General features: G+C 71.6%; 15 protein-coding genes and 1 pseudogene. 9 read left to right on the forward strand and 7 right to left on the reverse strand.

Going from position 1 to position 21,286, the window contains the following annotated elements:
• Positions 1–143 precede the first annotated feature (143 nt).
• The 3 genes from atzF to ACZ7JA_RS35435 are packed head-to-tail and all read right to left on the reverse strand — an operon-like array spanning position 144 to position 6,045.
• Positions 144–1,817, reverse strand: a complete 1,674-nt coding sequence (gene atzF, locus ACZ7JA_RS35425) for an allophanate hydrolase (RefSeq protein ID WP_470812506.1) — start codon at positions 1,815–1,817, stop codon at positions 144–146.
• The gene (gene uca / locus ACZ7JA_RS35430; protein ID WP_470812508.1) at positions 1,814–5,401 is read right to left on the reverse strand and encodes an urea carboxylase; all 3,588 of its coding nucleotides are present in this window, start codon (positions 5,399–5,401) and stop codon (positions 1,814–1,816) included. Before uca ends, atzF begins: the two co-directional genes overlap by 4 nt.
• Positions 5,402–5,406: 5 nt before the next feature.
• Complete coding sequence (locus tag ACZ7JA_RS35435) at positions 5,407–6,045, reverse strand: urea amidolyase associated protein UAAP2 (RefSeq protein ID WP_470812510.1); 639 nt, start codon at positions 6,043–6,045, stop codon at positions 5,407–5,409.
• Between the two features lie 158 nt (positions 6,046–6,203).
• Between ACZ7JA_RS35435 and ACZ7JA_RS35440 the strand changes: the two are divergent.
• A pseudogene (locus tag ACZ7JA_RS35440) lies at positions 6,204–7,410 on the forward strand (RNA-guided endonuclease InsQ/TnpB family protein).
• Between the two features lie 13 nt (positions 7,411–7,423).
• Here the strand turns inward: ACZ7JA_RS35440 and ACZ7JA_RS35445 are convergent.
• The gene (locus ACZ7JA_RS35445; protein WP_470812512.1) at positions 7,424–8,185 is read right to left on the reverse strand and encodes an urea amidolyase associated protein UAAP1; all 762 of its coding nucleotides are present in this window, start codon (positions 8,183–8,185) and stop codon (positions 7,424–7,426) included.
• Positions 8,186–8,423: 238 nt separating this feature from the next.
• Between ACZ7JA_RS35445 and ACZ7JA_RS35450 the strand changes: the two genes are divergently transcribed.
• A complete protein-coding gene (locus tag ACZ7JA_RS35450) occupies positions 8,424–9,110 on the forward strand; it encodes a TetR/AcrR family transcriptional regulator (protein ID WP_470812515.1) in 687 nt (228 codons plus the stop codon).
• A 25-nt stretch (positions 9,111–9,135) separates the two neighbouring features.
• On the opposite strand, the gene ACZ7JA_RS35455 is transcribed toward ACZ7JA_RS35450, so the two are convergent.
• A complete protein-coding gene (locus ACZ7JA_RS35455; protein WP_351672241.1) occupies positions 9,136–10,698 on the reverse strand; it encodes an amino acid permease in 1,563 nt (520 codons plus the stop codon).
• 760 nt (positions 10,699–11,458) lie between these two features.
• Between ACZ7JA_RS35455 and ACZ7JA_RS35460 the strand changes: the two genes are divergently transcribed.
• The 4 genes from ACZ7JA_RS35460 to ACZ7JA_RS35475 all read left to right on the forward strand — a co-directional run bounded on the left by ACZ7JA_RS35460 (position 11,459) and on the right by ACZ7JA_RS35475 (position 14,380).
• Positions 11,459–12,028 (forward strand): DUF4232 domain-containing protein, encoded by a 570-nt coding sequence (locus ACZ7JA_RS35460; protein WP_470812517.1) that lies wholly within the window; start codon positions 11,459–11,461, stop codon positions 12,026–12,028.
• A gap of 227 nt (positions 12,029–12,255) precedes the next feature.
• Positions 12,256–13,296, forward strand: coding sequence for a permease (locus ACZ7JA_RS35465; RefSeq protein ID WP_389305631.1), 1,041 nt, complete (start codon positions 12,256–12,258; stop codon positions 13,294–13,296).
• Entirely contained in the window at positions 13,293–14,033 is a 741-nt protein-coding gene (locus ACZ7JA_RS35470) for a TIGR03943 family putative permease subunit (RefSeq protein ID WP_389447161.1), read from the forward strand. Before ACZ7JA_RS35465 ends, ACZ7JA_RS35470 begins: the two co-directional genes overlap by 4 nt.
• Positions 14,034–14,284: 251 nt before the next feature.
• Entirely contained in the window at positions 14,285–14,380 is a 96-nt protein-coding gene (locus ACZ7JA_RS35475; protein ID WP_389305657.1) for a helicase associated domain-containing protein, read from the forward strand.
• Between the two features lie 226 nt (positions 14,381–14,606).
• On the opposite strand, the gene ACZ7JA_RS35480 is transcribed toward ACZ7JA_RS35475, so the two are convergent.
• A complete protein-coding gene (locus ACZ7JA_RS35480; protein ID WP_351672235.1) occupies positions 14,607–15,071 on the reverse strand; it encodes a hypothetical protein in 465 nt (154 codons plus the stop codon).
• 343 nt (positions 15,072–15,414) lie between these two features.
• A complete protein-coding gene (locus tag ACZ7JA_RS35485) occupies positions 15,415–17,382 on the reverse strand; it encodes an acyl-CoA dehydrogenase family protein (RefSeq protein WP_470812521.1) in 1,968 nt (655 codons plus the stop codon).
• A 409-nt stretch (positions 17,383–17,791) separates the two neighbouring features.
• Here ACZ7JA_RS35485 and ACZ7JA_RS35490 point away from each other — a divergent pair, with 409 nt between their 5' ends.
• From ACZ7JA_RS35490 to ACZ7JA_RS35500, 3 genes are all read left to right on the forward strand, one after another.
• Entirely contained in the window at positions 17,792–18,655 is an 864-nt protein-coding gene (locus tag ACZ7JA_RS35490) for a hypothetical protein (protein WP_351672231.1), read from the forward strand.
• A 350-nt stretch (positions 18,656–19,005) separates the two neighbouring features.
• Entirely contained in the window at positions 19,006–19,389 is a 384-nt protein-coding gene (locus ACZ7JA_RS35495) for a contact-dependent growth inhibition system immunity protein (RefSeq protein ID WP_470812523.1), read from the forward strand.
• A 410-nt stretch (positions 19,390–19,799) separates the two neighbouring features.
• A complete protein-coding gene (locus tag ACZ7JA_RS35500) occupies positions 19,800–21,077 on the forward strand; it encodes a hypothetical protein (protein WP_470812525.1) in 1,278 nt (425 codons plus the stop codon).
• Positions 21,078–21,286 lie beyond the last annotated feature (209 nt).

Raw genomic sequence — 21,286 nt, forward strand, 5'->3', positions numbered from 1 at the left:
GCCCACCTTCACCGCGCTCAGGCCCGCGGCCGGAGCCGCAGCAAGCAGGATCGGCCCCGTTACAGGCGCCATCGCGAGCGTCGGCCAGGGGGGGGCCGGATTTTCCCAACCGCTCCCAGGCGGCCTGCGGGCCCAGGCACAGCTCAGCGCGGGTCCTCGTGACGGGGGTCCGACCGCAGGTACGCACGCCAGCCGCCGAACGAGGTGATGTCACGGGCACCCTCGACGGCCAGGGGCTCGCAGAGGAAGCCGGTCACCGAGCTGCCGTCCGCGAGTTCCACGCTGCCGAGCGCCATCGGGCGGGGCAGCGCCGCGGCCAGCGCGCCCAGCCCCTCGGCGGGCAGCCGCCACACCTCGGCCTCGACGGCGCCGCCGCCCGCACCGACCCGGACCAGACCGGGCTTCGCGGGCACCGTGTCCAGCGCGTACAGCCGGTAGGCGGGGGCGGTCGTGGTGGTGCGCAGCAGCCGGCCCCCTGCGGCGAGCAGTTGCCCGTTCAGGGGCTGACCGGACAGATGCGCGCCGACCACGGCCAGCGGCAGCGGCGGGGCGGTGAGCGTTGCGGCGATGCGGGCGAGCCGCTCGTCGGTGAAGGCGGGGCCGATCAGCATGACGCCGAACGGCAGCCCGTCCACCTCGCCGGCGGGGACGGCCACCGCCGCCAGGTCGAAGAGGTTGGTCGAGTTGGTGAAGCGGCCGAGCCGGGCGTTCGCGCCCAGCGGGTCGGCCGCGACCTCGGCGATGGTCGGGTGGCCCGGTGCGGTCGGCAGCAGCAGGGCGTCCGCGTCGCCGAGTGAGGCCAGGGCGCGCAGTCGGAGGGACTCCAGCCGCCGCCGGTCCGCGTAGAGCCGGTGGGCCCGGACGTCCCCGGCCCGGGAGATGATGCCGGCCACGGTCGGGTCGAGGTCGGGGGAGCCGGCGTGTGCGTCGACGAAGGCGCCGACGGCGGTGTAGCGCTCGGCGACGAACGCGCCCTCGTACAGCATCGCGGCCGCCTCGGTGAAGGGTGCGAGGTCGACGGTCAGCAGTTCGGCGCCCGAGTCGGCGAGCCGCTGCGCCGCGGCATCGAAGGCCTCGGCCCAGCCCGGGTCCAACGGGCCGAGCTGCCCGGCCCGCGGTACGGCGATCCGCCACGGCCCCGGCCGGCGTTCGGCCGGGGCCGTGGGCGCGCGTCCGGACGGTGCCGCCATGAGGGACAGGGCCTGCTCGGCCTCTGGGAGGGTACGGGCGAAGACCGTGACGCAGTCGAGTGAGGCGCAGGCGGGGACGACGCCCTCGGTCGGTACGAGTCCGATGGTCGGCTTGAGGCCGACGATCCCGTTGAAGGCCGCCGGGATGCGGCCCGAGCCTGCGGTGTCCGTGCCGAGCGCGATGTCGGCGACGCCGAGCGCGACGGCGACCGCCGAGCCGGAGGAGGAACCGCCGGACACGCGCTCCGGTGCGACGGCGTTGCGGACCGCGCCGTAGGGGCTGCGGGTGCCGACTAGGCCGGTGGCGAACTGGTCGAGGTTCGTGGTGCCGAGGACCACCGCGCCCGCCGCCCGCAGCCGGGCCACCGCCGGGGCGTCCGCGTCCGGCGGATACGCGTACGCGGGGCAGCCGGCGGTGGTCGGCAGCCCGGCCACGTCGATGTTGCCCTTGACCGCGAGCACCGTCCCGGCCAGCGGCAGCCGGTCACCGGCGGCCACCTTCGCGTCGACCGCGGCGGCGTCCGCCTCGGCCTGCGCCCGCGGGCGCAGGCCGATCCACACCTCGGGCCGGTCCACCCGCGCGATGCGCGCGTAGGCGGCCCGCACCCGCTCCACCGCCGTGATCACGCGGCCGCCTCCAGGTTCTGCGCGGGAGCGAGGACGACGAGGGCAGTACCCGCCTCGACCTGGCTGCCCGGCCTCGTCAGGACCCGCACCACGACGCCGTCGGCGGGGGCGGGGACCCGGGACTCCATCTTCATCGCCTCCAGCACGAGGAGCGGTTGCCCGGCCGACACGCGGTCGCCGACCTCGACGCCGACCTGCCAGACGGAGGCGGCGAACTCGGCCTCGACCAGATGGCCGCCCTCGGGCACGTCGATGTCGGCGGCCGGCGGGGGCACCTCCGCGGCCGACTCGGCGCGAGCGAACTCGCCCGCCGCCTTCCAGGCCGCCCGTTCCGCGTCGAACGCCGCACCCTGCCGGGCCCGGAAGGCGGCGATGGAGCCGGCGTTCTCGGCGAGGAAGCGCCGGTGGTCGGCGAGTGAGAAGGACCCCTCCTCGATCCGAGGGACGAACCGGCCGGAGACGATGTCCGCGCGCAGCTGATGCAGTTCCTCCGCCTCGACCGGGTACCACCTGATCCGGTCGAAGAAGCGCAGCAGCCAGGGCCTGCCCGGCTCGAAGGCGCCGCGCTGCCGCCAGCCCGACCACACCTGGGTGGTGCGGCCGACGAACTGGTAGCCGCCGGGGCCCTCCATCCCGTAGACGCACAGGTACGCGCCGCCGATGCCGACCGAGTTCTCCGCGGTCCAGGTACGGGCGGGGTTGTACTTCGTCGTCACCAGCCGGTGCCGCGGGTCCAGCGGCGTGGCCACCGGCGCGCCCAGGTACACGTCGCCCAGGCCCAGGACCAGGTACTCGGCGTCGAAGACGGTGCGGTACACCTCGTCCACCGTCTCCAGGCCGTTGACGCGGCGGATGAACTCGATGTTCCAGGGGCACCACGGGGCGTCGTCGCGCACGCCCGCCATGTACCGGGCGATGGCCTCGCGGGTCGCCGGATCGTCCCAGGACAGCGGCAGGTGGACGGTGCGGCTGGGCACCACCAGCTCGTCGGTGGCGGGCAGTTCCTCCTCCACACGCCGGGCGATGCCGAGCAGCTCGTCCAGCGGCAGGACACCGGGGTCCGTCCGCACCTGCAGGGAGCGGATGCCGGGGGTCAGGTCCGCCATCCCGTCCGGGCGCCGCGCCGCCAGCGCCTGCGCGAGCGCGTGGATCCGCATGCGCAGCGCCAGGTCGAGCTGCATCGGGCCGTACTCGATGAGGAGGTTGTCGTCGCCGCTGCGCCGGTACGTCACCGACGGGCGGGTCCCGGTCTCCGGCAGGCGGGCGAGGACGCCGCCGTCGACGACGGGCGCGCGGTCGGCCCGCGGGGCCGCCGCCGGGTTCCGCCGCAGCCCGGCGGCCGCCTCGGTGGTCACGGGGACGAAGCGGACGGTGTCGCCGGGGCGGAGCTGCCCGAGTTTCCAGCGCTGCCCGGTCACGACCGTGGCCGGGCAGACGAAGCCGCCGAGCGAGGGCCCGTCGGGTCCGAGCAGGACGGGCATGTCGCCGGTGTAGTCGACGGCGCCGACGGAGTACGGGGTGTCGTGGATGTTGGACGGGTGCAGGCCGGCCTCGCCGCCGTCGGTGCGCGCCCACCGCGGCTTGGGGCCGACGAGGCGTACGCCGGTGCGCGCCGAGTTGAAGTGCACCTTCCAGTCCGCGCCGTAGAAGTCGCGGATGTCGTCCTCGGTGAAGAACTCGGGCGCGGCGTGCGGGCCTTCGACCGCGCCGATGGACCATGCGCCGACGAAGGCCGGGCGCCGGTCCGGGGGAACGGCGCAGGCCCCCGCACGTCGTTCGCCGCCGTGCAGGACGTCGCCCGCGCGCAGGGCGCGGCCGCCGTGCCCGCCGAACCGGCCCAGGACGAAGGTGGCCGCGCTGCCCAGGAACTCCGGTACGTCCAGGCCGCCCGCGAACAGCACGTAGGTGCGCAGGCCGTGCTCGTGGGGCGCCCCGACCGCCAGGGTCTGCCCGGCCCCGACGGTGACCGGCTCCCACTGCGGTACGGCGGTGCCGTCGACGGTCACCGGCGCGGGCGCGCCCGTGACGCAGACGGTCGTCGGGTGGGTGAACCGCAGGGACGGCCCGTGGAGGGTGCACTCGAGGCCGGGCGCGCCCTCGGCGTTGCCGAGGGCGGTGTTGCCGAGCCGGAACGAGAGGTCGTCCATCGGCCCGCACGGCGGGACGCCGACCTGCCAGTGGCCGGTGCGTCCCGGCCAGTCCTGGACGGTGGTCAGGGTGCCCGGCGCGACGACCTCGACGCGGGGCGTGGGGTCGCCGATCCCGGCGAGGGAGGCGGTGCTGTGGGTCGCCGCGCGCACGCCGGCGTCGTCCAGCGCGGCGCGCACCAGGCCGAGGTTGGTCTCGATGCCGTCGAGGCGGGTGGCGGCGAGTGCCGCGTCCAGCCGGTCGAGCGCCTCGGCGCGGTCGGCGCCGTACGCGACGACCTTGGCGAGCAGCGGGTCGTAGGAGGTGGTGACCTCGGTGCCGGTCTCCACCCAGGTGTCCACGCGGATCCCTTCGGGGAAGGCGACCCGGGTGAGCAGACCCGCGCTCGGGCGGTGGTCGCGGGAGGGGTCCTCGGCGTAGAGGCGGGCCTCCACGGCGTGGCCCTTCGGTGCCGGCGGCGCGCTGACGACGGCGGTGTCGCCCTGTGCGAGGCGCAGCATCCACTCCACGAGGTCGACGCCGTAGATCTCCTCGGTGACCGGGTGCTCCACCTGCAGGCGGGTGTTGACCTCCAGGAAGTAGGCCTCCTCGCGTGCGGCGTCGTACACGAACTCCACCGTGCCGGCGGAGCGGTAGCGCACGGAGGCGCACAGATCGCGGGCGGCGGCGGTCAGCCGCTCGCGGACCCGGTCCGGGAGGTTCGGCGCCGGGGCCTCCTCCAGGACCTTCTGGTTGCGGCGCTGCAGCGAGCAGTCGCGGTCCCCGAAGGTAACGACACGGCCCTCGCCGTCGCCGAAGACCTGCACCTCGACGTGGCGGGCGGACTCCACGAGCCGTTCCAGGAAGACGCCGGCGGAGGAGAACGAGGCGGCGGCCACGCGCTGCACCTGCTCCCAGGCGTCGGCGAGGTCCCCGGCGTCGCGGCACGCCCGCATGCCGATGCCGCCGCCACCGCCGGTCGCCTTCAGCATCACCGGGTAGCCGATCTCCTCGGCCGCGGCGAGGGCCGCGTCCACGTCGGGCAGCAGCCCGGTGCCCGGGGCAAGCGGCACACCGGCTGCCTGAGCGGCCGCCCGCGCGGTGTGCTTGGCGCCGAACAGTTCGAGCTGTTCGGGCGTGGGGCCGACGAAGACCAGGCCCGCCTCGGCGCAGCGGCGCGCGAAGCCGGCGTCCTCGGACAGGAAGCCGTAGCCGGGGTGGACGGCGCCCGCCCCGGTGTCCTTGGCCGCCCGCAGCACCAGGTCGGCGTCCAGGTAGGACTGCTTGGCGGGGGCCGGGCCGAGCCGTACGGCCTCGTCGGCCAGCCGGACGTGCTCCGCCCCGCGGTCCGGGTCGGAGTAGACCGCGACGGTGCGCAGGCCGAGCCGGCGGGCGGTGCGGATGACGCGGGAGGCGATCTCGCCGCGGTTGGCCACCAGCAGGGTGTCGAACGTCATGGCTCTCAGCTCCCGTCCGGCTCGGCGACGGTCGCCCGCAGGGCGGTCGGGTCGAATCCGTTGCAGGGGTTGTTGATCTGCGGGCAGTTGGACAGCAGCACCAGGACGTCCGTCTCGGCCCGCAGCACGACCTTCAGGCCCGGGGCCGAGAGGCCGTCGACGATGGCGAGGGTGCCGTCCGGCTCGATCGGCACGTTCATGTACCAGTTGATGTTGGACACCAGGTCGCGCTGGTCCAGGCCGTGTCTGGCGCCCTCCGCGAGGAAGTTCTCCACGCAGGCGTGCTGCGACCAGGTGTGGTGCCCGTAGCGGAGGGTGTTGGACTCCTTGGAGCAGGCGCCGCCGATGGTGTCGTGCCGCCCGCAGGTGTCCTCGAGGACCGTCATCAGCGGCGTGTGCTCTCCCGACAGCAGCACCGAGCCGGTGGTCAGGAAGATGCCGCCCTGGGCCTGGACGGTGTCGGGGGCGCTGTAGCGCACGGACGTGTCGTGCGCGTCGTAGACGAGGAAGTCCGCGGCCTGGTTGCCGTGCAGGTCGGTGATGGTCAGCAGCGAGCCCGCGCGGAGGACGGCGGACCAGGCGGCGCGGGCGGGGACGGTCGCGTCGGTGACGATGCGTCCTGCGCGGGTGGGCGTGGTGGTCATCGGGTCTCCTTCGTGGATACCCCTGCTTTCGGGCCGGGGAGGAAACGAGGCTCCCGCGGAGCGGGGCAGGTAAAGGTGATTCGCTGCCAGGGCGATGCGGCGTCTATGGCCACCGCCCAACCCCCGCCGTTCACAGGGAAGTTGATACTGTGTGAGCTATGGCGCAGCAGGTCAGGCGGGCGTTCAAGTACCGCTGTTACCCCACGAACGAGCAGGCAGCGGAGCTGTCCCGCACGTTCGGCTGCGTCCGTCTCGTGTACAACAAGGCGTTGGAGGAGCGCACTCGGGCCTGGTACGGCGAGCAGCGCCGCGTCTCCTATGTGCAGTCGTCGGCGGCGCTGACGGAGTGGAAGAGGACCGAGGAACTGGCCTTCCTGACGGAGGTGTCCTCCGTTCCTCTTCAGCAGGTCTTGCGTCACCTTCAGACCGCGTTCGGGCACTTCTTCGCCAAGCGAGCGAAGTACCCGCGCTACAAGAGCCGGAAGAAGTCCCGAGCGTCGGCCGAGTACACCCGCAGCGCCTTCAAGTGGCGTGACGGGCGACTGACTTTGGCGAAGATGGCTCAGCCGCTGGACATCCGTTGGTCGCGTCCCCTGCCCGCGGGTGTGGAGCCGACCACGGCGACCGTGTCCCGCGACGCGGCAGGACGTTGGTTCGTGTCCCTGCTGTGCGAGGACACCATCACTCCGGCCCCCGCCACCACGGCGGCCATGGGCATCGACGCCGGAATCACCTCCCTGGTGACCCTGTCGACCGGGGAGAAGATCACCAACCCGAAGCACGAGCGCCGCGACCGCCTCCGGCTGGCGCGCGCAGCGGGAGCTGTCGCGGAAGGCGAAGGGCTCGGCCAACCGCGAGAAGGCCCGGCGCCGTGTCGCCAAGGTTCACGCGCGGATCGCCGACCGGCGCCGCGACTTCCTGCACAAGCTGTCGACTCGTCTCGTCCGTGAGAACCAAACGGTCGTGATCGAGGACCTCACCGTCCGCAACCTGCCGAAGAACGGCAAGCTCGCGCGAGCCATCTCGGATGCGTCGTGGACGGAACTTCGCTCCATGCTGGAGTACAAGTGCGCCTGGTACGGGCGCGAACTCGCCGTGATCGACCGCTTCTTCCCCAGCTCGAAGCTGTGCGGGGCCTGCGGCACGGTGCGCGGGAAACTGCCGCTGAACGTCCGCGAGTGGACGTGCGCCTGTGGCGCCGTGCATGACCGTGACGTGAACGCGGCACGCAACATCCTGGCCGCCGGGCTGGCGGCGTCTGCCTGTGGAGACGGTGTAAGACCTCAACGGGAGTCCTCCCGGACGGGGCGGTCGTCGGTGAAGCAGGAACCCCAGCGGGCGACCGCTGGAATCCCCCGCCTTTAGGCGGAGAAGGAAGTCAAGCGATCCCCCTGGCGGCGAGGTGCTCGGCGGTGTTGAGGAAGGCGCGGCGGCCCTCGGGCGTGGCGTTCCACAGCGCGTCGTGCGGGCCGGTCGGCCGGGCCCGGTACGCGAGGACCTCCAGGGGGCCGCAGACGTAGTCCGGGCGCGGGTCCAGCGGGTGCGGGACGTTGGCGATCAGCACGGTCAGCGGCTGCTCGGCGCGCAGCGTGACGGACCCGCCGGGGCCCGCGGAGCCGGTGAACGCGGTGGTGCCGTCCCCGTTGATCCGGACGCCCTGGAAGAAGGAGACGGACGGCGGGACGTCCCGCGGGCCGAGCCCGTTCTTGAGGGCGGCGAGCTTGAACAGCTCACGTCCGGCGGGGGAGGCCGACTGAGGGGACCCGTCGCCGTAACGGGCGGTGTTGCGGGCCAGGGCGGAGGTGCCGGTGAGGGCGTCGTGCCGGCCGGAGGTGTCCGCGGTGACGGACGCGAGGACTCGGCCCTGGCCGGACAGGAGCAGGTGTCCCACGCCGAGGTAGGCGTTCCAGAGCACCTTGACCGTGTCGGCCGTGTTCAGCCGCTCCCACGGGCGGTCCGCGCTGTACAGCAGGACGTGGGCGCACGCGTCGCCGGTGAGGTCGGTCAGCTGCAGTTCGGTGCCCCGCGCGAGGATCTTGTGGGTGTAGTTGCCGCCCGCCACGGTCTCGGCCCACACGAGGTCCTCACCGGCGATCCCCTCCGGCGGCGCCGGCCAGTCGCTCGCGGGGAGTACGGGCATGGTGGCGGACCTGCTGCCCTCCTGGGCGCGGGCATGGTCCCGGGCACCATGGGCCGACGCTGTCGCTGACGGTGTCGTCACGGCTGAACCTCCGGCTCGGCGCTATTTCTGTCGTGTGACAGAAATTAGGGGCGGGTCGGGTCCTGGCCGTTGCCCGTGCGTTTCCGGGCGGTAACCGCCGCCTCACCGCCGCCGGTCGGCGCCCGGGCGGCCTGCGGCCCTGTGCGAGGATCACGGAGTGAGCCCGCCCACCAGCAGAAGAGTCGGCCGCCCCCGTGCCCAGGAGCGTCCCGCCAGTGGACTCCCGCCCCGCGAGGAGGTGCTGGCCGCCGCCGCCGAACTGTTCACCGCGCACGGCTACACCGCGACCTCCACCCGCGCGGTCGCCGAGCGGGCCGGGCTGCGCCAGGCGTCGCTGTACCACTACTTCGACGGCAAGGAGGCGATCCTCGCCGCGCTGCTCGAAGGGACCGTCCGCCCCTCGCTGGAGATCGCACGCGAGCTGGTGAGGCGTACCGGGACGGCCGCCGAGGCGCGGCTGTGGGCGCTGTGCCACTCCGACGTGCTGCTGCTGTGCGGCGGCCCGCACAATCCGGGGGCTCTCTACCTGCTTCCCGAGGCGCAGACGGAGCGCTTCGCCGTCTTCCAGCAGGTCCGGGACGAACTGAAAGCCGCGTACGGAAAGTTGCTGACGGACACGGAGCCGGGCGCGGCCCTCGCCGCGGAGGAGCTCGCCCTGCGCACGGACCTCGTCTTCGGCCTCACCGAGAGCGTGATCCTCATCCGGCGCGCCGACCCGGCCCGCGATCCGCGGGCCCTCGCCGCGGCGACGGCCGACGCGGCACTGCGGGTCGCGGGCGTGCCGCAGCGCTTCCTGGCACGGCAGCGTCGCGAGGGGCAGCGGCTCCTCGCGACGTGGCGGTGACGGCGCGCCCGGGGCGCGGGTCCGCTCAGACCGGTGCGGCCTCCGCCGCGTCCGTGCGGCCCGGCTCCCCGGCCGCCGCGGCGGCCGGCGCGCGGCGGCGGCACAGCACGCCGGCGGCGACCGTGGCGCCGACGAACAGGACGGTGAACCACTGGAAGTACCAGTGGCCGCCCGCCGGGTCGTACACCCCGGCGCGGGGCCAGGAGAGATTGACCGTCATGAGCAGCCCGTACCCGACCGCCAGGGCGTTGACCGGCAGACCCCAGCGGCCCAGGGAGAACAGCGGCCGGCCCAGCTCGTCGCGGCCGCCGTCCTCCGGCGCCGGCCACTGGCCCCTCAGCCGCCGGACCAGCATCGGCGCCGTGACCCCGGCGTAGGCGAGGTAGAGCATCGCGATGCACGTGGTGCCGATGGCCAGGAACGCCTCCGGGGAGGCGAGGTTGAGCAGGGCGAGCACCGCGGCCAGGACACCTACCACCAGGGCGGGGGCGAACGGCATGCCCGTGCGCGGCGAGACCTTGGCGAGCCGTGCGGACAGCGGCAGCATCCCGTCGCGCGCCATGGAGAACAGCATCCGCGTGCCCGCGGTCTGGATGGCCAGCGTGGCCACGCAGATGGCGACCGCGACGTCCGCGAGCAGCGCCCTTCCCACACCGCTGCCCAGACTGCTGGTGAGGACGTAGCCCAGTCCCTCGGTGGCCAGCCGGCCGTCCTCCAGGCTGGGCGCGGCCAGCACGCCGCCGAGCAGCAGCAGGCCGCCCAGTACGCCTGCCGCGGCGAGGGCGCCGAGGATGGTGCGCGGAGCGGTCCGGCGGGGGTTGCGGGTCTCCTCGCTCATCTCGCCCGCGCTGTCGAAGCCGATGAGGACGTAGGCCGCGGTGAACGAACCCACCAGCAGCGCCGCCACCGGCCCGCCCTGGCCGCCGGTCCTCAGGGTCACGCCGGCACCGCGCTCGGCGTGGGTGAACAGCAGGACGACGATGAGGACCGCGCCGATGATCTCGGCCGTGACGCCGACGCGGTTGACGGCGGACATGACGCGGTTGTCGACGACGTTCACGACCGTGGTCAGCACCAGCAGGACGAGGGCCAGCAGGGCGGCGTTGGCGGCCCCGGTCGCCGTGGTGGGCGCCGGGTCGCCGCCGGCCAGCTGGAAACCGGACCAGATCGCGGGCAGTACGACCTGCAGCGCGAGCGCCGCCGCGGCGACTACGACCACCTGGCCGATCACCATGATCCAGCCCGTGAACCAGCCGAAGGCGGGGCCGCTCAGCCGGGTCGACCACTGGTAGACCGCCCCGGAGATGGGATAGCGGGCGGCGAGTTCGGCGAAGCAGGCGGCCACGAGCAGCTGGCCGGCGAGCACGGCGGGCCAGGTCCACAGGAACAGCGGCCCGCCGAAGGAGTAGCCGAAGGCGAAGAACTGGAAGACCGTGGTCAGGACCGAGATGAAGGAGAAGCCGGCGGCGAAGGACGCGTACCGTCCCATCTGCCGCCGCAGTTCCTGACGGTAGCCGAAGGCGGCGAGCGTGCCGTCGCCGGCGGCGCCGGCGGACGGTGGCGGTGCGGGATCGGTGGTCACGGTCATGGCGGTCCCCTGTCGCGGAGGCGTGATCCTGCAAGTTCCTGTCGTACGACAGAAATTAGGGACGCCCCGTTTCCCCGGGGTGTCACGACCGTGTCCGCGCCGTTAGTGACCCCTCTCCCCAGCACCGTCGCCGGGGACGCGGCGGCACTCGACCATCGTGCTGCTGCGGCGCGGCCCACCCCTGGCCGTCAGGTCCGCCCCGCCCCCGCGCCGACTACCTCCGCCCCCTGACCCTCGGCCTGCCCCCGTCCCGCGCCGAGCCGATCCCGAGCACCCGGGGACCCGGGAGCGTGGCGCGGTGACGACCCGGCGTTCGCGGCCGCCGCGCCGCCGTCAGCGCCGCCTCAGCCCCGTACGGCTCCCTCAAGCCCATGCGGCTGACCCCGGAGCGCATCGCCCAGTTCCTCGCCGAATTGCGCACCCCGGGGCCGACCGTCCTCGCGACCGCGAGTCCGCGCGTCAGCGCTCTGGACGCCCGGCCGCTGGAGTTGCGGTGGCATGTGCCGGACGGGTGGGGGTGCATACCGGCACCCGCGGCATCACGGTGGCCGGTTGCCGGCGGCCGCGCTGCAGGAGGCGTTCGCCGAGCCCGCGCCGCTGTGGGAGGGCGTACGCGTCACCGTTCCGTCACAAGTAGTCGCCGCACGGGAACCTGCCGCTCTCCCGCCCTGTCTGCACTCACGTACCACGACCACACGTACCGCGGGGCAACAACCGACGACCGAAACCCGCGGACGAGACGACTCAGGGGGACGACAGCATGCGGCACAGCAACGGCATTTGCAGGGCGGCTCTGGCAACGACGGCGGTCACGGCCGTCGCGGCGGCGGTGACCGGCATCCTGCCCGGCACCGCCATGGCGGCGAGCACCACCACCTCCACCCCGCCGCCCGCCTGCCCGGCCTCCGCCCTCCAGGTCAGCGCCTGGCAGGCCGTCCACCGGCCCGTCGGGACCGGGACCGGGGCGGCGGTCGTGCAGTTCACCAACCTCTCCCGGAGGACGTGCGTCCTGAAGGGCCATCCGACGGTCGCGGGCGCCGGCAACGGCTCCCCCGCCCACAACACCCCGCTCAAGGTCACCCCCACCGGCAGGGCGGCCACCGTGACGGTCCGGCCGCACGGCAAGGCGTGGGTGAAGCTGACCTTCGTCCAGGTCCAGGGGGAGGCCGACGGCTACTGCGTGTCGGGCAAGGACCCGGTGACGTATCCGACGATGGTCATCGGGCTGCCGCACTCCGGGAAGCACCAGGTCGCCCTGAACGACGGGGTGTGGGCCGAGTGCGACAACAAGGTGACCGTCACCCCGGTCTCGGCGGTCAAGCCTTCCTGACCCCACCGTAGGCGGCTTCGCTTCGGCCCTCGGATCGTTACGACCCTCGCCCGACACGCCATGGCCGTGAGCCGGCCATGGCGCAGGCCGACCTGCCAGCGATGGCCGCGCCCCCCTGTAGTCGTGGAAGTGGTTGCGCATCGTCACGGTGAGACATCGAGGCACAGCGGCCGTATGGAAGGAGAAGGCACTTACCTTCGCACGACCTTGCCGGAGGTAGCTCACCCGTGGCCATCAGCAAAGCCGCCCCGCCCGGGCCGATGTCCCGGACTCGGCAACCGCAGGCCGGCGGGGAGCCCGGCCGACGAGGCCAGGAGGGGTGGCACTTCAACTCCTCCCTCGCCCTGACCGTGCTCCTGCTCGTCGTTGTCGGCATGCAGGGCCCGATCCGCCGGGCGCTGGCCACCCCGGTGATGCAGAGCTGGATGACGGTGTTCGTCGCGATGGTGGTCCAAGCGCTGCCGTTTCTCGTATTCGGCGCGCTGCTGTCGGCGGCGATCGCCGTTTTCGTACCGCCCTCGTTCTTCGCCCGCGCCCTCCCAGGCCGTACCGCCCTCGCCGTTCCGGTCGCAGGTGTGGCGGGTGCGGTCCTGCCTGGCTGTGAGTGCGCGTCCGTGCCGGTGGCCGGCGCACTGGTGAGGCGTGGTGTCACACCGGCCGCGGCGCTCGCCTTCCTGCTGTCCGCCCCGGCGATCAACCCGATCGTCCTGACAGCCACGGCCGTCGCCTTCCCACGCGACCCGCGGATGGTACTGGCCCGCTTCCTGGCGAGTCTGCTGGTGGCCTGTGTGATGGGCTGGTTGTGGCAGCGCCTCGGCCGCACCGACTGGCTGCGCCTGCCCTCACACACGGAGCACACCGGCCAGAGCAAGGGAGAGAGGTTCTGGGGGTCGGTCCGGCACGACACGATGCACGCGGGCGGCTTCCTGGTCCTCGGCGCAACGGCCGCGGCCACTCTGAAGACAGCGGCTCCGGCGAGCTGGCTGCGCACGGCGGCCGGCAATCCGGTACTTGCGGTCCTGGCTCTGGCGGTCCTCGCCGTAGTGCTGTCGATCTGCTCGGAGGCCGACGCGTTCGTGGTGGCGTCGCTGACCCAGTTCTCACTGACGGCCAGACTGACGTTCCTGGTGGTCGGCCCGATGATCGACCTGAAGCTGTTCGCGATGCAGGCGGGCACCTTCGGCCGCGGCTTCGCGCTGCGCTTCGCCCCCACCACTTTCGCCCTCGCCGTCGCGGGAGCGGTGCTGACCGGGACGGTGCTGCTGTGAACCGGCAGGCACAGGCGGCGGTCCTGCTCCTGATCGGCGTCGCCCTGCTGCACGCGGGCCTCACCGACCTGTACCTGCGCTACGTCAAAGCGGGCCTGCGCCCGTTGCTGCTTGGGGCCGGGACGCTCCTGGCCGTGACTGCTCTGATGACAGCCTGGTACGAGTGGAAGCGCGCGCGTCGCAATGAGCAAGAGGTCTGCACCGGTGACGAGGCCCGGGAGCACGCCCACCGCGAGCCTCTCATCTCCTGGCTCCTCGTCCTCCCTCTCTTCGCCCTCATGCTGGTAGCCCCGCCGGCCCTGGGCTCCTACAGCGCGATGCGCACCGGTACAGCCCTGCAGCCACCGTACGGCTATGCGAAACTGCCCACCGGCGCCCCCGTACCGATCAGCCTGGTCGACTACGCGGGCCGCGCGTACTACGACCACGGCCATTCCTTGAAAGGCCGCAGCGTGCGGATCATCGGATTCGTCGCCGTGGCCCGCTCGGGGGCCCCCTACCTCGTCCGCATGGCTCTCAACTGCTGTGCCGCGGACGCCCAGCCAGTGAAGATCGGCCTCACCGGCAACATCCCGCCCGTCCTACAGCCGAACGCATGGCTGGAGGTGACAGGCAGGTACACCGCAAAACGGACTCGGGACCCTGTGAACAACGGCCCGATCCCCTTCCTCCAGGTCACCGAAGCCAAGCCCGCGCCAACGCCCCACGACCCCTACGACGAAACCTGGAACAACTGAGCAACCAGACAACCGGGCTTCTCGCCCCTGCCGGCAAGGAGCGCCTCGCAGTTCGCCAAGCCTTGGCCATGACCCACCGACACGTTGGACGCCGACGGGCCGGTGTCATCCGCCGCCGGTAGGGGGCAAGCGGCGGTGTCCGCGATGGTGGCCCCAGTTGGTGTGGACCCTCAACCTCACCGCCGCCTCGAGGCCTGCGGCCGCGAGGCCGGAGGTGAGGGGGCGGGGGTGAGGGGGCGGAAGAACACCACCTGCGACGAGGAGCATGGGTCAACAACCAACGCTCCAGAGCCGCGGCGCTCACACCGGAGCGTGTCGAACAGCTCGCCGCCATCGGCATGCGCTGAACCTGAGGAGCTGAATCAGCGCGCGAAGATCATGAAGAGGACCGCGGTCACTACCGCGCTGATGAGCAGGGAACCGAGACAACCGATCCGGTTGCTGAAGAAGATCATGGTGCCCGTGTACCCGCCATGGCCGCATTGACAGGTTCGATGGTGAAAGACTGCCCGGCACATGCCGGCCGAGGTGCAGCGTGCGTGCCGGCTCCTGCGCGGGAGGGGTCAGTGTGGGTCAGTCAGTGCCGATGTCGAAGGTTTGCTTGCTGCCGTAGTTATAGGTGTTGAACACGCCGCTGGTAGCACCGACGATCAGGTCGACACTGTCACCGGCGGACCGGCTTCCCTCAATGTTGATCTTCACGGGCGCGTCGGTGCACCAGTAACTCTTGTACTGCCAGCCGTTCTTCGAAGGCCCATAGCCGAACGTGATGGACTGACCGGTGATCGTGCTGTTGTGGCAGTAGGCGTCCAGCACCCCCTGAATCACATACCGGGTCGGACCGTCGGACCGGACCGTGCCGTTGAAGCGCACGTCGTACTTGATGTTCCCCCAGCCATCCCGCTCGATGTACGAGACATGCGCCTCCTGAGTCGTAGCGCCGGCGGGAGCAGCCGACACCACGGGCAGGACAGCAGCCGCGACGGCGACCCCGACACAAGCCAGAGGCCGCACGCGACGAACCGAAAGAACAGCCATCGAGCATTTCCCTTCGAAGAGGCAGCACCAGATTCATCCAGACCGAGTGCTACCAGGCCACGCCCGCCCACCAGCAGGTACGGCCTCCCGGAACACCAATTCGAGTGACCACGGCATATGCCGAATGCATCTACTGGGCAGGACAGTCCTCCAGCCGACCACCGATAGCCCAACGCCGGAGACAGCCAGGCGGACCAGGGCGTCACCGCACGCGGGCGGTAAACCGGGCACGCGATGCACCCGGCAGGGGCGGTGAGGACCGAGAACGTCGTGCAGCTGGGGCCGTAGACCCGGCCGTCCAGGTGATCCGCAGCCGTCGTCGTCGCGCTGCTCGTTCCTGCCGTCAGTCGGCGGGGCCGACCAGGTCCGGTGCTCGCAGGACAGGAGCCGGGATGCCCCAGGCGTCGACGAGGTCGACGGCGAGGGGGCGCACCTTGCGGCAGAGGTCGTTCACCTCGCGGCTGATCGCCTTGGACCGCTGGACGGTCAGCCGGCCGTGTTCCATGAACCAGGCGCGGTCGGCTTCGATGGTCGAGAGCGCGAACAGGTCGCACAGCAGGCCCAGGGCATCCTTCTCGGCGCCTTCGGGAAGAGCCCGCACCTTGTCGACGAAGGCTTCCGTGACCAGCCGTTCGACGTGGGCCCGGGCGAGGGCGATGACGTGGTCCTGGATCAGCGAGAAGACCTTGCCGGGCTCGTCCTGCTGGATGCCGCGCTTCATGCGGCGGGCGAGGCCGGCGAGCATGTGCTCCTCGCGGAAGCGGACCATGGCGAGGTGGTACTCCGAGTCGAGGAGTCCAGCTTCCCGGTCCCATGCGTCACCCCCGGGCAGCAGGTCGCGGACACGTTCGAGGAGTTTGTGCGCCGAGGTCCGCTCGATGACGGTCTCGACGGCGAGGCCGGTGACGTAGCGGACCATACCGAGCTGGTCGAGGTCCTCGAACTCGGTCGCGTGGTCGGTGAGCAGGCCCTTGGCCACGAGCTGGAGGAGCACGTGGTTGTCGCCCTCGAAGGTGGTGAAGACGTCGCTGTCCCGTTTGAGGGCGGCGAAGCGGTTCCGGGCAAGGTAGCCCGCGCCGCCGCACGCCTCGCGGCACTCCTGGACGACGCGGGTGGCGTGCCAGGTGGCGAGTGCCTTGATGCCGGCGGCTCGCGACTCAAGGCGGCGCCGTGCCTGCGGGTCGTTTTCGATGCTGGAGAAGACCTCGTGCAACTGGGCTCGTACGACGTCCTGGGCGAAGTGCAGCGCGTAGGTGCGGGCGAGGAGGGGGAGCAGCCGGCGCTGGTGGAGGCCGTAGTCGAGGAGTACCTGTTCCTCGGTGTCCCGGGACGATGTGAACTGGCGCCGCCGGTCGGCATACCTGGTGGCGACCGCCAGTGCGACCTTGGCGACGCTGACTCCGGCTCCGGCAACGCTGACTCGGCCCTGCACGAGGGTGCCGAGCATGGTGAAGAAGCGTCGGTCGGGGTTCTCGATGGCGCTCTCATAGCGACCTTCGGGGGTGACCTGGGCGAAGCGGTCGAGGAGCGCCTCGCGGGGGACGCGTACCCCGTCGAAGCGGATGCGTCCGTTGTCGACGCCGTTGAGGCCCATCTTCCGGCCGTCGTCCTCTATGGCGACACCGGGCAGGACCCGGCCGTCCGACCGCAGGGGAACGACGAAGGCGTGGACTCCCTCGGTCCGGCCGTCCACCTCCAGCTGGGCGAAGACGACGGCGAGTTCGGCGTGGCGGGCGGCGTTGCCTATGTAGTCCTTGCGGGCTTGGTCGTCGGGAGTGGTGAGGACGAACTCCCGGTTCTCGGGGTCGTAGCGGGCGATGGTGCCGAGCGCCTGGACGTTGGAACCGTGGCCCACCTCGGTCATGGCGAAGCAGCCCATCAGCTCTCCGGTGACCAGGCGGGGCAGGTAGGTCTTGTGGTGGTGGTCGGTGCCCAGATGCAGGATGGCTCCGCCGAAGAGCCCGAACTGGACGCCGACCTTCACGAGGACGGAGAGGTCGCCGAATGCCAGGGTCTCGAAGGCGGCGATCGACGCGCCGACGTCGTCGCCGCCGCCGTACGCGCCGGGGAAGCCCATGCCGGTCTGACCGGTCGCGGCCAACTGGACGACGACATCGCGGACCCGCTCGCGGAACGCGTCGATGCCGAGCGCGTCGGCCTCGTCGAGGACGGCGGCATGGGTGACCAGGTTGGTCCGGACGAGGTCCCGGATCCCGGCGTACTCGCCGTCGAGGACGGCGGTGAGGGCCGGGACGTCGATCTCGGGCTGAAGCCGGCCGCCGGCAGGGGCGGAGCTGTTCTGGGTTGCCATGCCGCTTCGCTACCCCGAGCCGCGACGATCAACCGACGCGACCGTGGCGCCAAGCGCGGTCGGCGCGGGGCGCGGGACCACGGCAGGAAGGTGTTCGTCCTCAAACGGCTCGACGACCCCTACCGGCCGTGGGCAACCCGCCACGGTCCTGCGATCTTTGCCGTCCTCGTGGCGAAGGTGCGCCTTCTGCGCGGCCGCAGAGCCTCCAGTTTCACACTTCGCGCTCCGTGTCTGACGCAACCTCAAATATACCTCTGGGACCTGGGGTTATGACTTGTCAATCTTTCGGAAGTTGACCAACATCAACTTCGCGCCGAACGGCAGGACCAGCAGGACGGCGCCGCGGGCCGGCCACTGACCATGGACCATTTCCGCGTCTTGCCTTCGACCTTCAGGGGGGACACTCTCAATGCACCGCACTTTCTCCGTCAGATCGGCTGTCACTGGTCTGGTCACCACCACGTTCGCTGCCGCTGCTCTGGTGGCGGCGGCACCAGCGAGCCAGGCGTCGATCATCGCCAGTCCGACGGCGTCTCCCGCCGCGTACGAGGCCTGGCTGAAGGCCCAGATCGACGCCGGCGACGCCAACGCCATCCCGACGCTGAACGGCTTCAGCAAGCTCTCCGCCGACAAGCAGACCAAGTTCCTGAACTACATCAAGGACCCGTCGACCACTCAGAAGTTCGTGGCCTTCCTGAACGGAACGACGGACAGCACGAGCGTCGACCCCAACTACGATGCGGTCTCGGGGACCATCGGCCTCGACAACCCTCCCTCGCCGTTCGTGGGCAATGACGGCATCGGTACTGGCGTGGTATCAGGAGCGGCGCCCACCGAGCTCGCCTCCGCTGTGGACCAGGGAGGGGACGAGACGCGGACCGCCTCCACCATGCTGACCACGCCGAGCGGCATCAGTGTGCCGGTGTCCCAGGTCAGGGGACAGGCGGCGGACTGGAAGGCCTCGTACTGGGTCAACGACAAGCTCTTCGGCATCAAGATCTCCGAGGTGAAGATCTGGGTGAACTACCACTCCAACACCTCGCGGGTCACGAAGGTGTACAGCGCGGGCGCCTCGCACTACGACTACGTGCCGCGCTCCAGCTTCTCCCACTCGGTGGTCAGCAAGTGGATCTCGGCCGCCGGCAACGCGCACGCGGAGACGGTCTGGACCGCAAAGGTCGACCTCCCGCTCGCCGGGTCATCCGAGTGGTCCTCGACCGAGCACATCTGGGCCGACGAGACCGGCTTCCGCGGCGGCTCGCTGAAGAACTAATCTTCACCTGACCATGACAACTGGGAGGACGCCATGTTCGGAACAATGCCTGGTGTCGACGTCACCGCACTGGTGATCGGCGTGGTCCTCGCGGCCCTCGTGATCTGGGGTGTGCTGCACTTCCTCCGCCGCAGCAACTGAACCGCCCACCGAGCTGTGACTGGCGCCGAGGAACCGGCACCTGAAGCGGTTCTTGAGCGGTCACAGCCCAGGCGACCCTGGCTGCGGCTTGGAGCACGGCGAAGCGCTCGGCTGGAATTCCCGGCCGAGCGCTTCGCCTTGTCGAAGGCTGCGAGTCCGCCAAGCTGAGGTCGGAAGTCCTCGGGCAGGCGGTTTGTGCGACAGCTGCATTGGATCGTGATCGATCCCTCGCAGAGCTCGAACGCGACTGCTGGCCGGAGCCGTCAGCCGGCGCCACCCGTCTTGTCGCCACTGCAGACGCGTTGCGGCGTCGGCCGATCGGCGAGCTGACCGTCGAGGACATGCGCTTGTTGATCGGGCAGGACATCGGCATGCCCTACCTCCTGCCCCTGGCAGTGGAGGTACTGCGGGAGAACCCGATGGCAGAGGGGCACATGTACGAGGGTGATCTACTGTCCGCGGTCCTGACCAGGGACGTTTCGGTCTGGGCCGAGTTCCCCGCACTCGTTCGAGAACTTCGCGGGATCGTCTCGAAGTTGACTGGGCTGCCCCCTGATCTGGAGCGGAAGGTTGATCGCTTCCTGGTTCCTTAGGGCACCGGGCTCCCGCGGCGGATGCCGGGGTGTGCCCGCGACACCAGGGATGGCGTTGGTGGCGCGGTTGGTGAAGCACGTGCTGCAGGCTTGCGGGTACGGCCGTCGGCCTCGGCCGGCACCGGGGCCTGCATGTGGTCGGTCTCCCACATGTGATTGCGTCAGGGGCGCGGCGGGGCCAGGAACACATCCTGGCTTGCGCGGCGCCCGCTCCCCCACTCGGCAAGCCCGGCCCGCTCCCCCGGCGCCGCAGCCTCAGCCACCGGAAGACGGCGCGCCGTCACACCGTCGGCAGCGGTTGCCCTGCGCCGGGTGGGCAACCGTTCGGGGTCGGCGGGGGTCTAGCGAGCGGGGACTGTTCCCTCGGAGGCATCGTTCGTTCGCTCGCGTCCCCAGCAAAGGATTTCTCCGTGCCGACACTCTCACCGGCCCGTCGCACCTTCCGGTCTTGTGTTGCCGCCCTCGGCGCGGCAGGTTTTGCGGCACTGGCCATGGTGCCTGCGGCCTTCGGTGAAGAGAACACTCCCGATCTGGTCGTCGGGGGTCTTGCGCCGGTCAGCGGGCTGAGGCCGGGAGACGGCGTCGACGTTTCGGCCACCGTGGCGAACAAGGGGACGGTGGCGGCCGAGAAGGTGTGGGTCGCCTACTCCGTCACCCGGGGACTGGACTTCGCCCAGGTGCCCTCCAACTGCCAGGTGCAGCACGTGCGGCCGTACGACGAGATGCCCGAGCGGTGGACGGCGGTGTGCGCGTTCGACCAGGCGGTGGAACCCGGCGCCGTCTACACGACCGACAGGCCCCTGCGCGTCACGGCTCTGGACCGCGCGCTCAACGACGAACTGCGCCTGCGTGTCGAGAGCGCTGATCCGGGGGCCGATGACAACGGCAGCGACCCGGTGCCGGGGACCGCATCGCCCGTGAGGCTCGTTGCGGCGCAGGGCGGGGGCGTGGGGTCGGCGCGCATCGTGGACGTGCCCGTCACCACGGTGAACACGGCCGACTATCGGGTGACGGGTGCCGCGCTCAGGGGGAGCGTCGGGGACACGGTCACGATGAAGGTGAAGTTCACCAATGCCGGGCCCGCCTGGGTGTGGCCCAGGGAAGGGGACGAGGCCGTCCGCGTGGTGGTCACTCCGCCCGCCGGGACGTCGGTCGTCAGGCGCGGCACCTTCTGCCGGGCCGAGGACGGGGCGTACGTGTGCGGCATGCGGTCGCTCTACGAAGGCAGTGGGGAGACCTACACCTTCGTCTTGCGCATCGACAAGCGGGTGCGCGGCGCCAAGGGGTCCATAGCCCTGAGTACCGAAGCCCGGCCGTTCGATCCCGACAAGGCCGACGACCAGGCCGACATCACTCTGGACGTCGCGGGCGGTGGCTCGGACGGGCCGGGGGGCTCCTCCGGGTCGGCGGGGGGCTCCGAGGGGGCGGTGGGCGGCTCGGGTGGATCGGCTGGCGGCTCGAGCGGTTCGGCAGGCGGTTCGACGGGTGCCTCGGGCGATGCCTCGGACGGCGGATCGTCCTCCACGGTCACCGGCGGGACGGCGAACAGCGGGACGACGACTGGCGGCAACCTCGCGGAGACCGGCTCCTCGGCGCTGCCCGCCGCCGGCGTGGCTGCTGCGGCGGTGGCGACGGGAGCCGGTGTGCTGCTCGCCCAACGCCGTCGCCGCGCCCAGCGGCCCGGCTGAACTTCCGGACAGGCTGGGCCGGGAGGTGTGTCACGGCAGGCGCGGCCCCATTCACCAGGCGTACCGGGGCGGGTCGGGGGGCCACTCGGCTCGCTCGGCCTGGTCCTGACCGCCGTCGTGCTGTGGGGCCGCCAAGAGCTGCGCCCTCCCCGACCAGACGTTGCCGGAGAAGTGCGCCTCAGCGAGAAAGGCGTAGCCGGGCATCGAGC

This window comes from Streptomyces sp. NPDC038135 (assembly GCF_055601245.1).

Bases quoted from the DNA above. Each gene is read 5' to 3' on its own strand.
- ACZ7JA_RS35455 (WP_351672241.1), bottom strand. From the start codon at position 10,698: ATGACCGTGACCACCGATCCCGCACCGCCACCGTCCGCCGGCGCCGCC.
- ACZ7JA_RS35460 (WP_470812517.1), top strand. From the start codon at position 11,459: ATGCGGCACAGCAACGGCATTTGCAGGGCGGCTCTGGCAACGACGGCG.
- uca (WP_470812508.1), bottom strand. From the start codon at position 5,401: ATGACGTTCGACACCCTGCTGGTGGCCAACCGCGGCGAGATCGCCTCC.
- ACZ7JA_RS35490 (WP_351672231.1), top strand. From the start codon at position 17,792: ATGCACCGCACTTTCTCCGTCAGATCGGCTGTCACTGGTCTGGTCACC.
- ACZ7JA_RS35485 (WP_470812521.1), bottom strand. From the start codon at position 17,382: ATGGCAACCCAGAACAGCTCCGCCCCTGCCGGCGGCCGGCTTCAGCCC.
- ACZ7JA_RS35445 (WP_470812512.1), bottom strand. From the start codon at position 8,185: ATGCCCGTACTCCCCGCGAGCGACTGGCCGGCGCCGCCGGAGGGGATC.
- ACZ7JA_RS35435 (WP_470812510.1), bottom strand. From the start codon at position 6,045: ATGACCACCACGCCCACCCGCGCAGGACGCATCGTCACCGACGCGACC.
- ACZ7JA_RS35480 (WP_351672235.1), bottom strand. From the start codon at position 15,071: ATGGCTGTTCTTTCGGTTCGTCGCGTGCGGCCTCTGGCTTGTGTCGGG.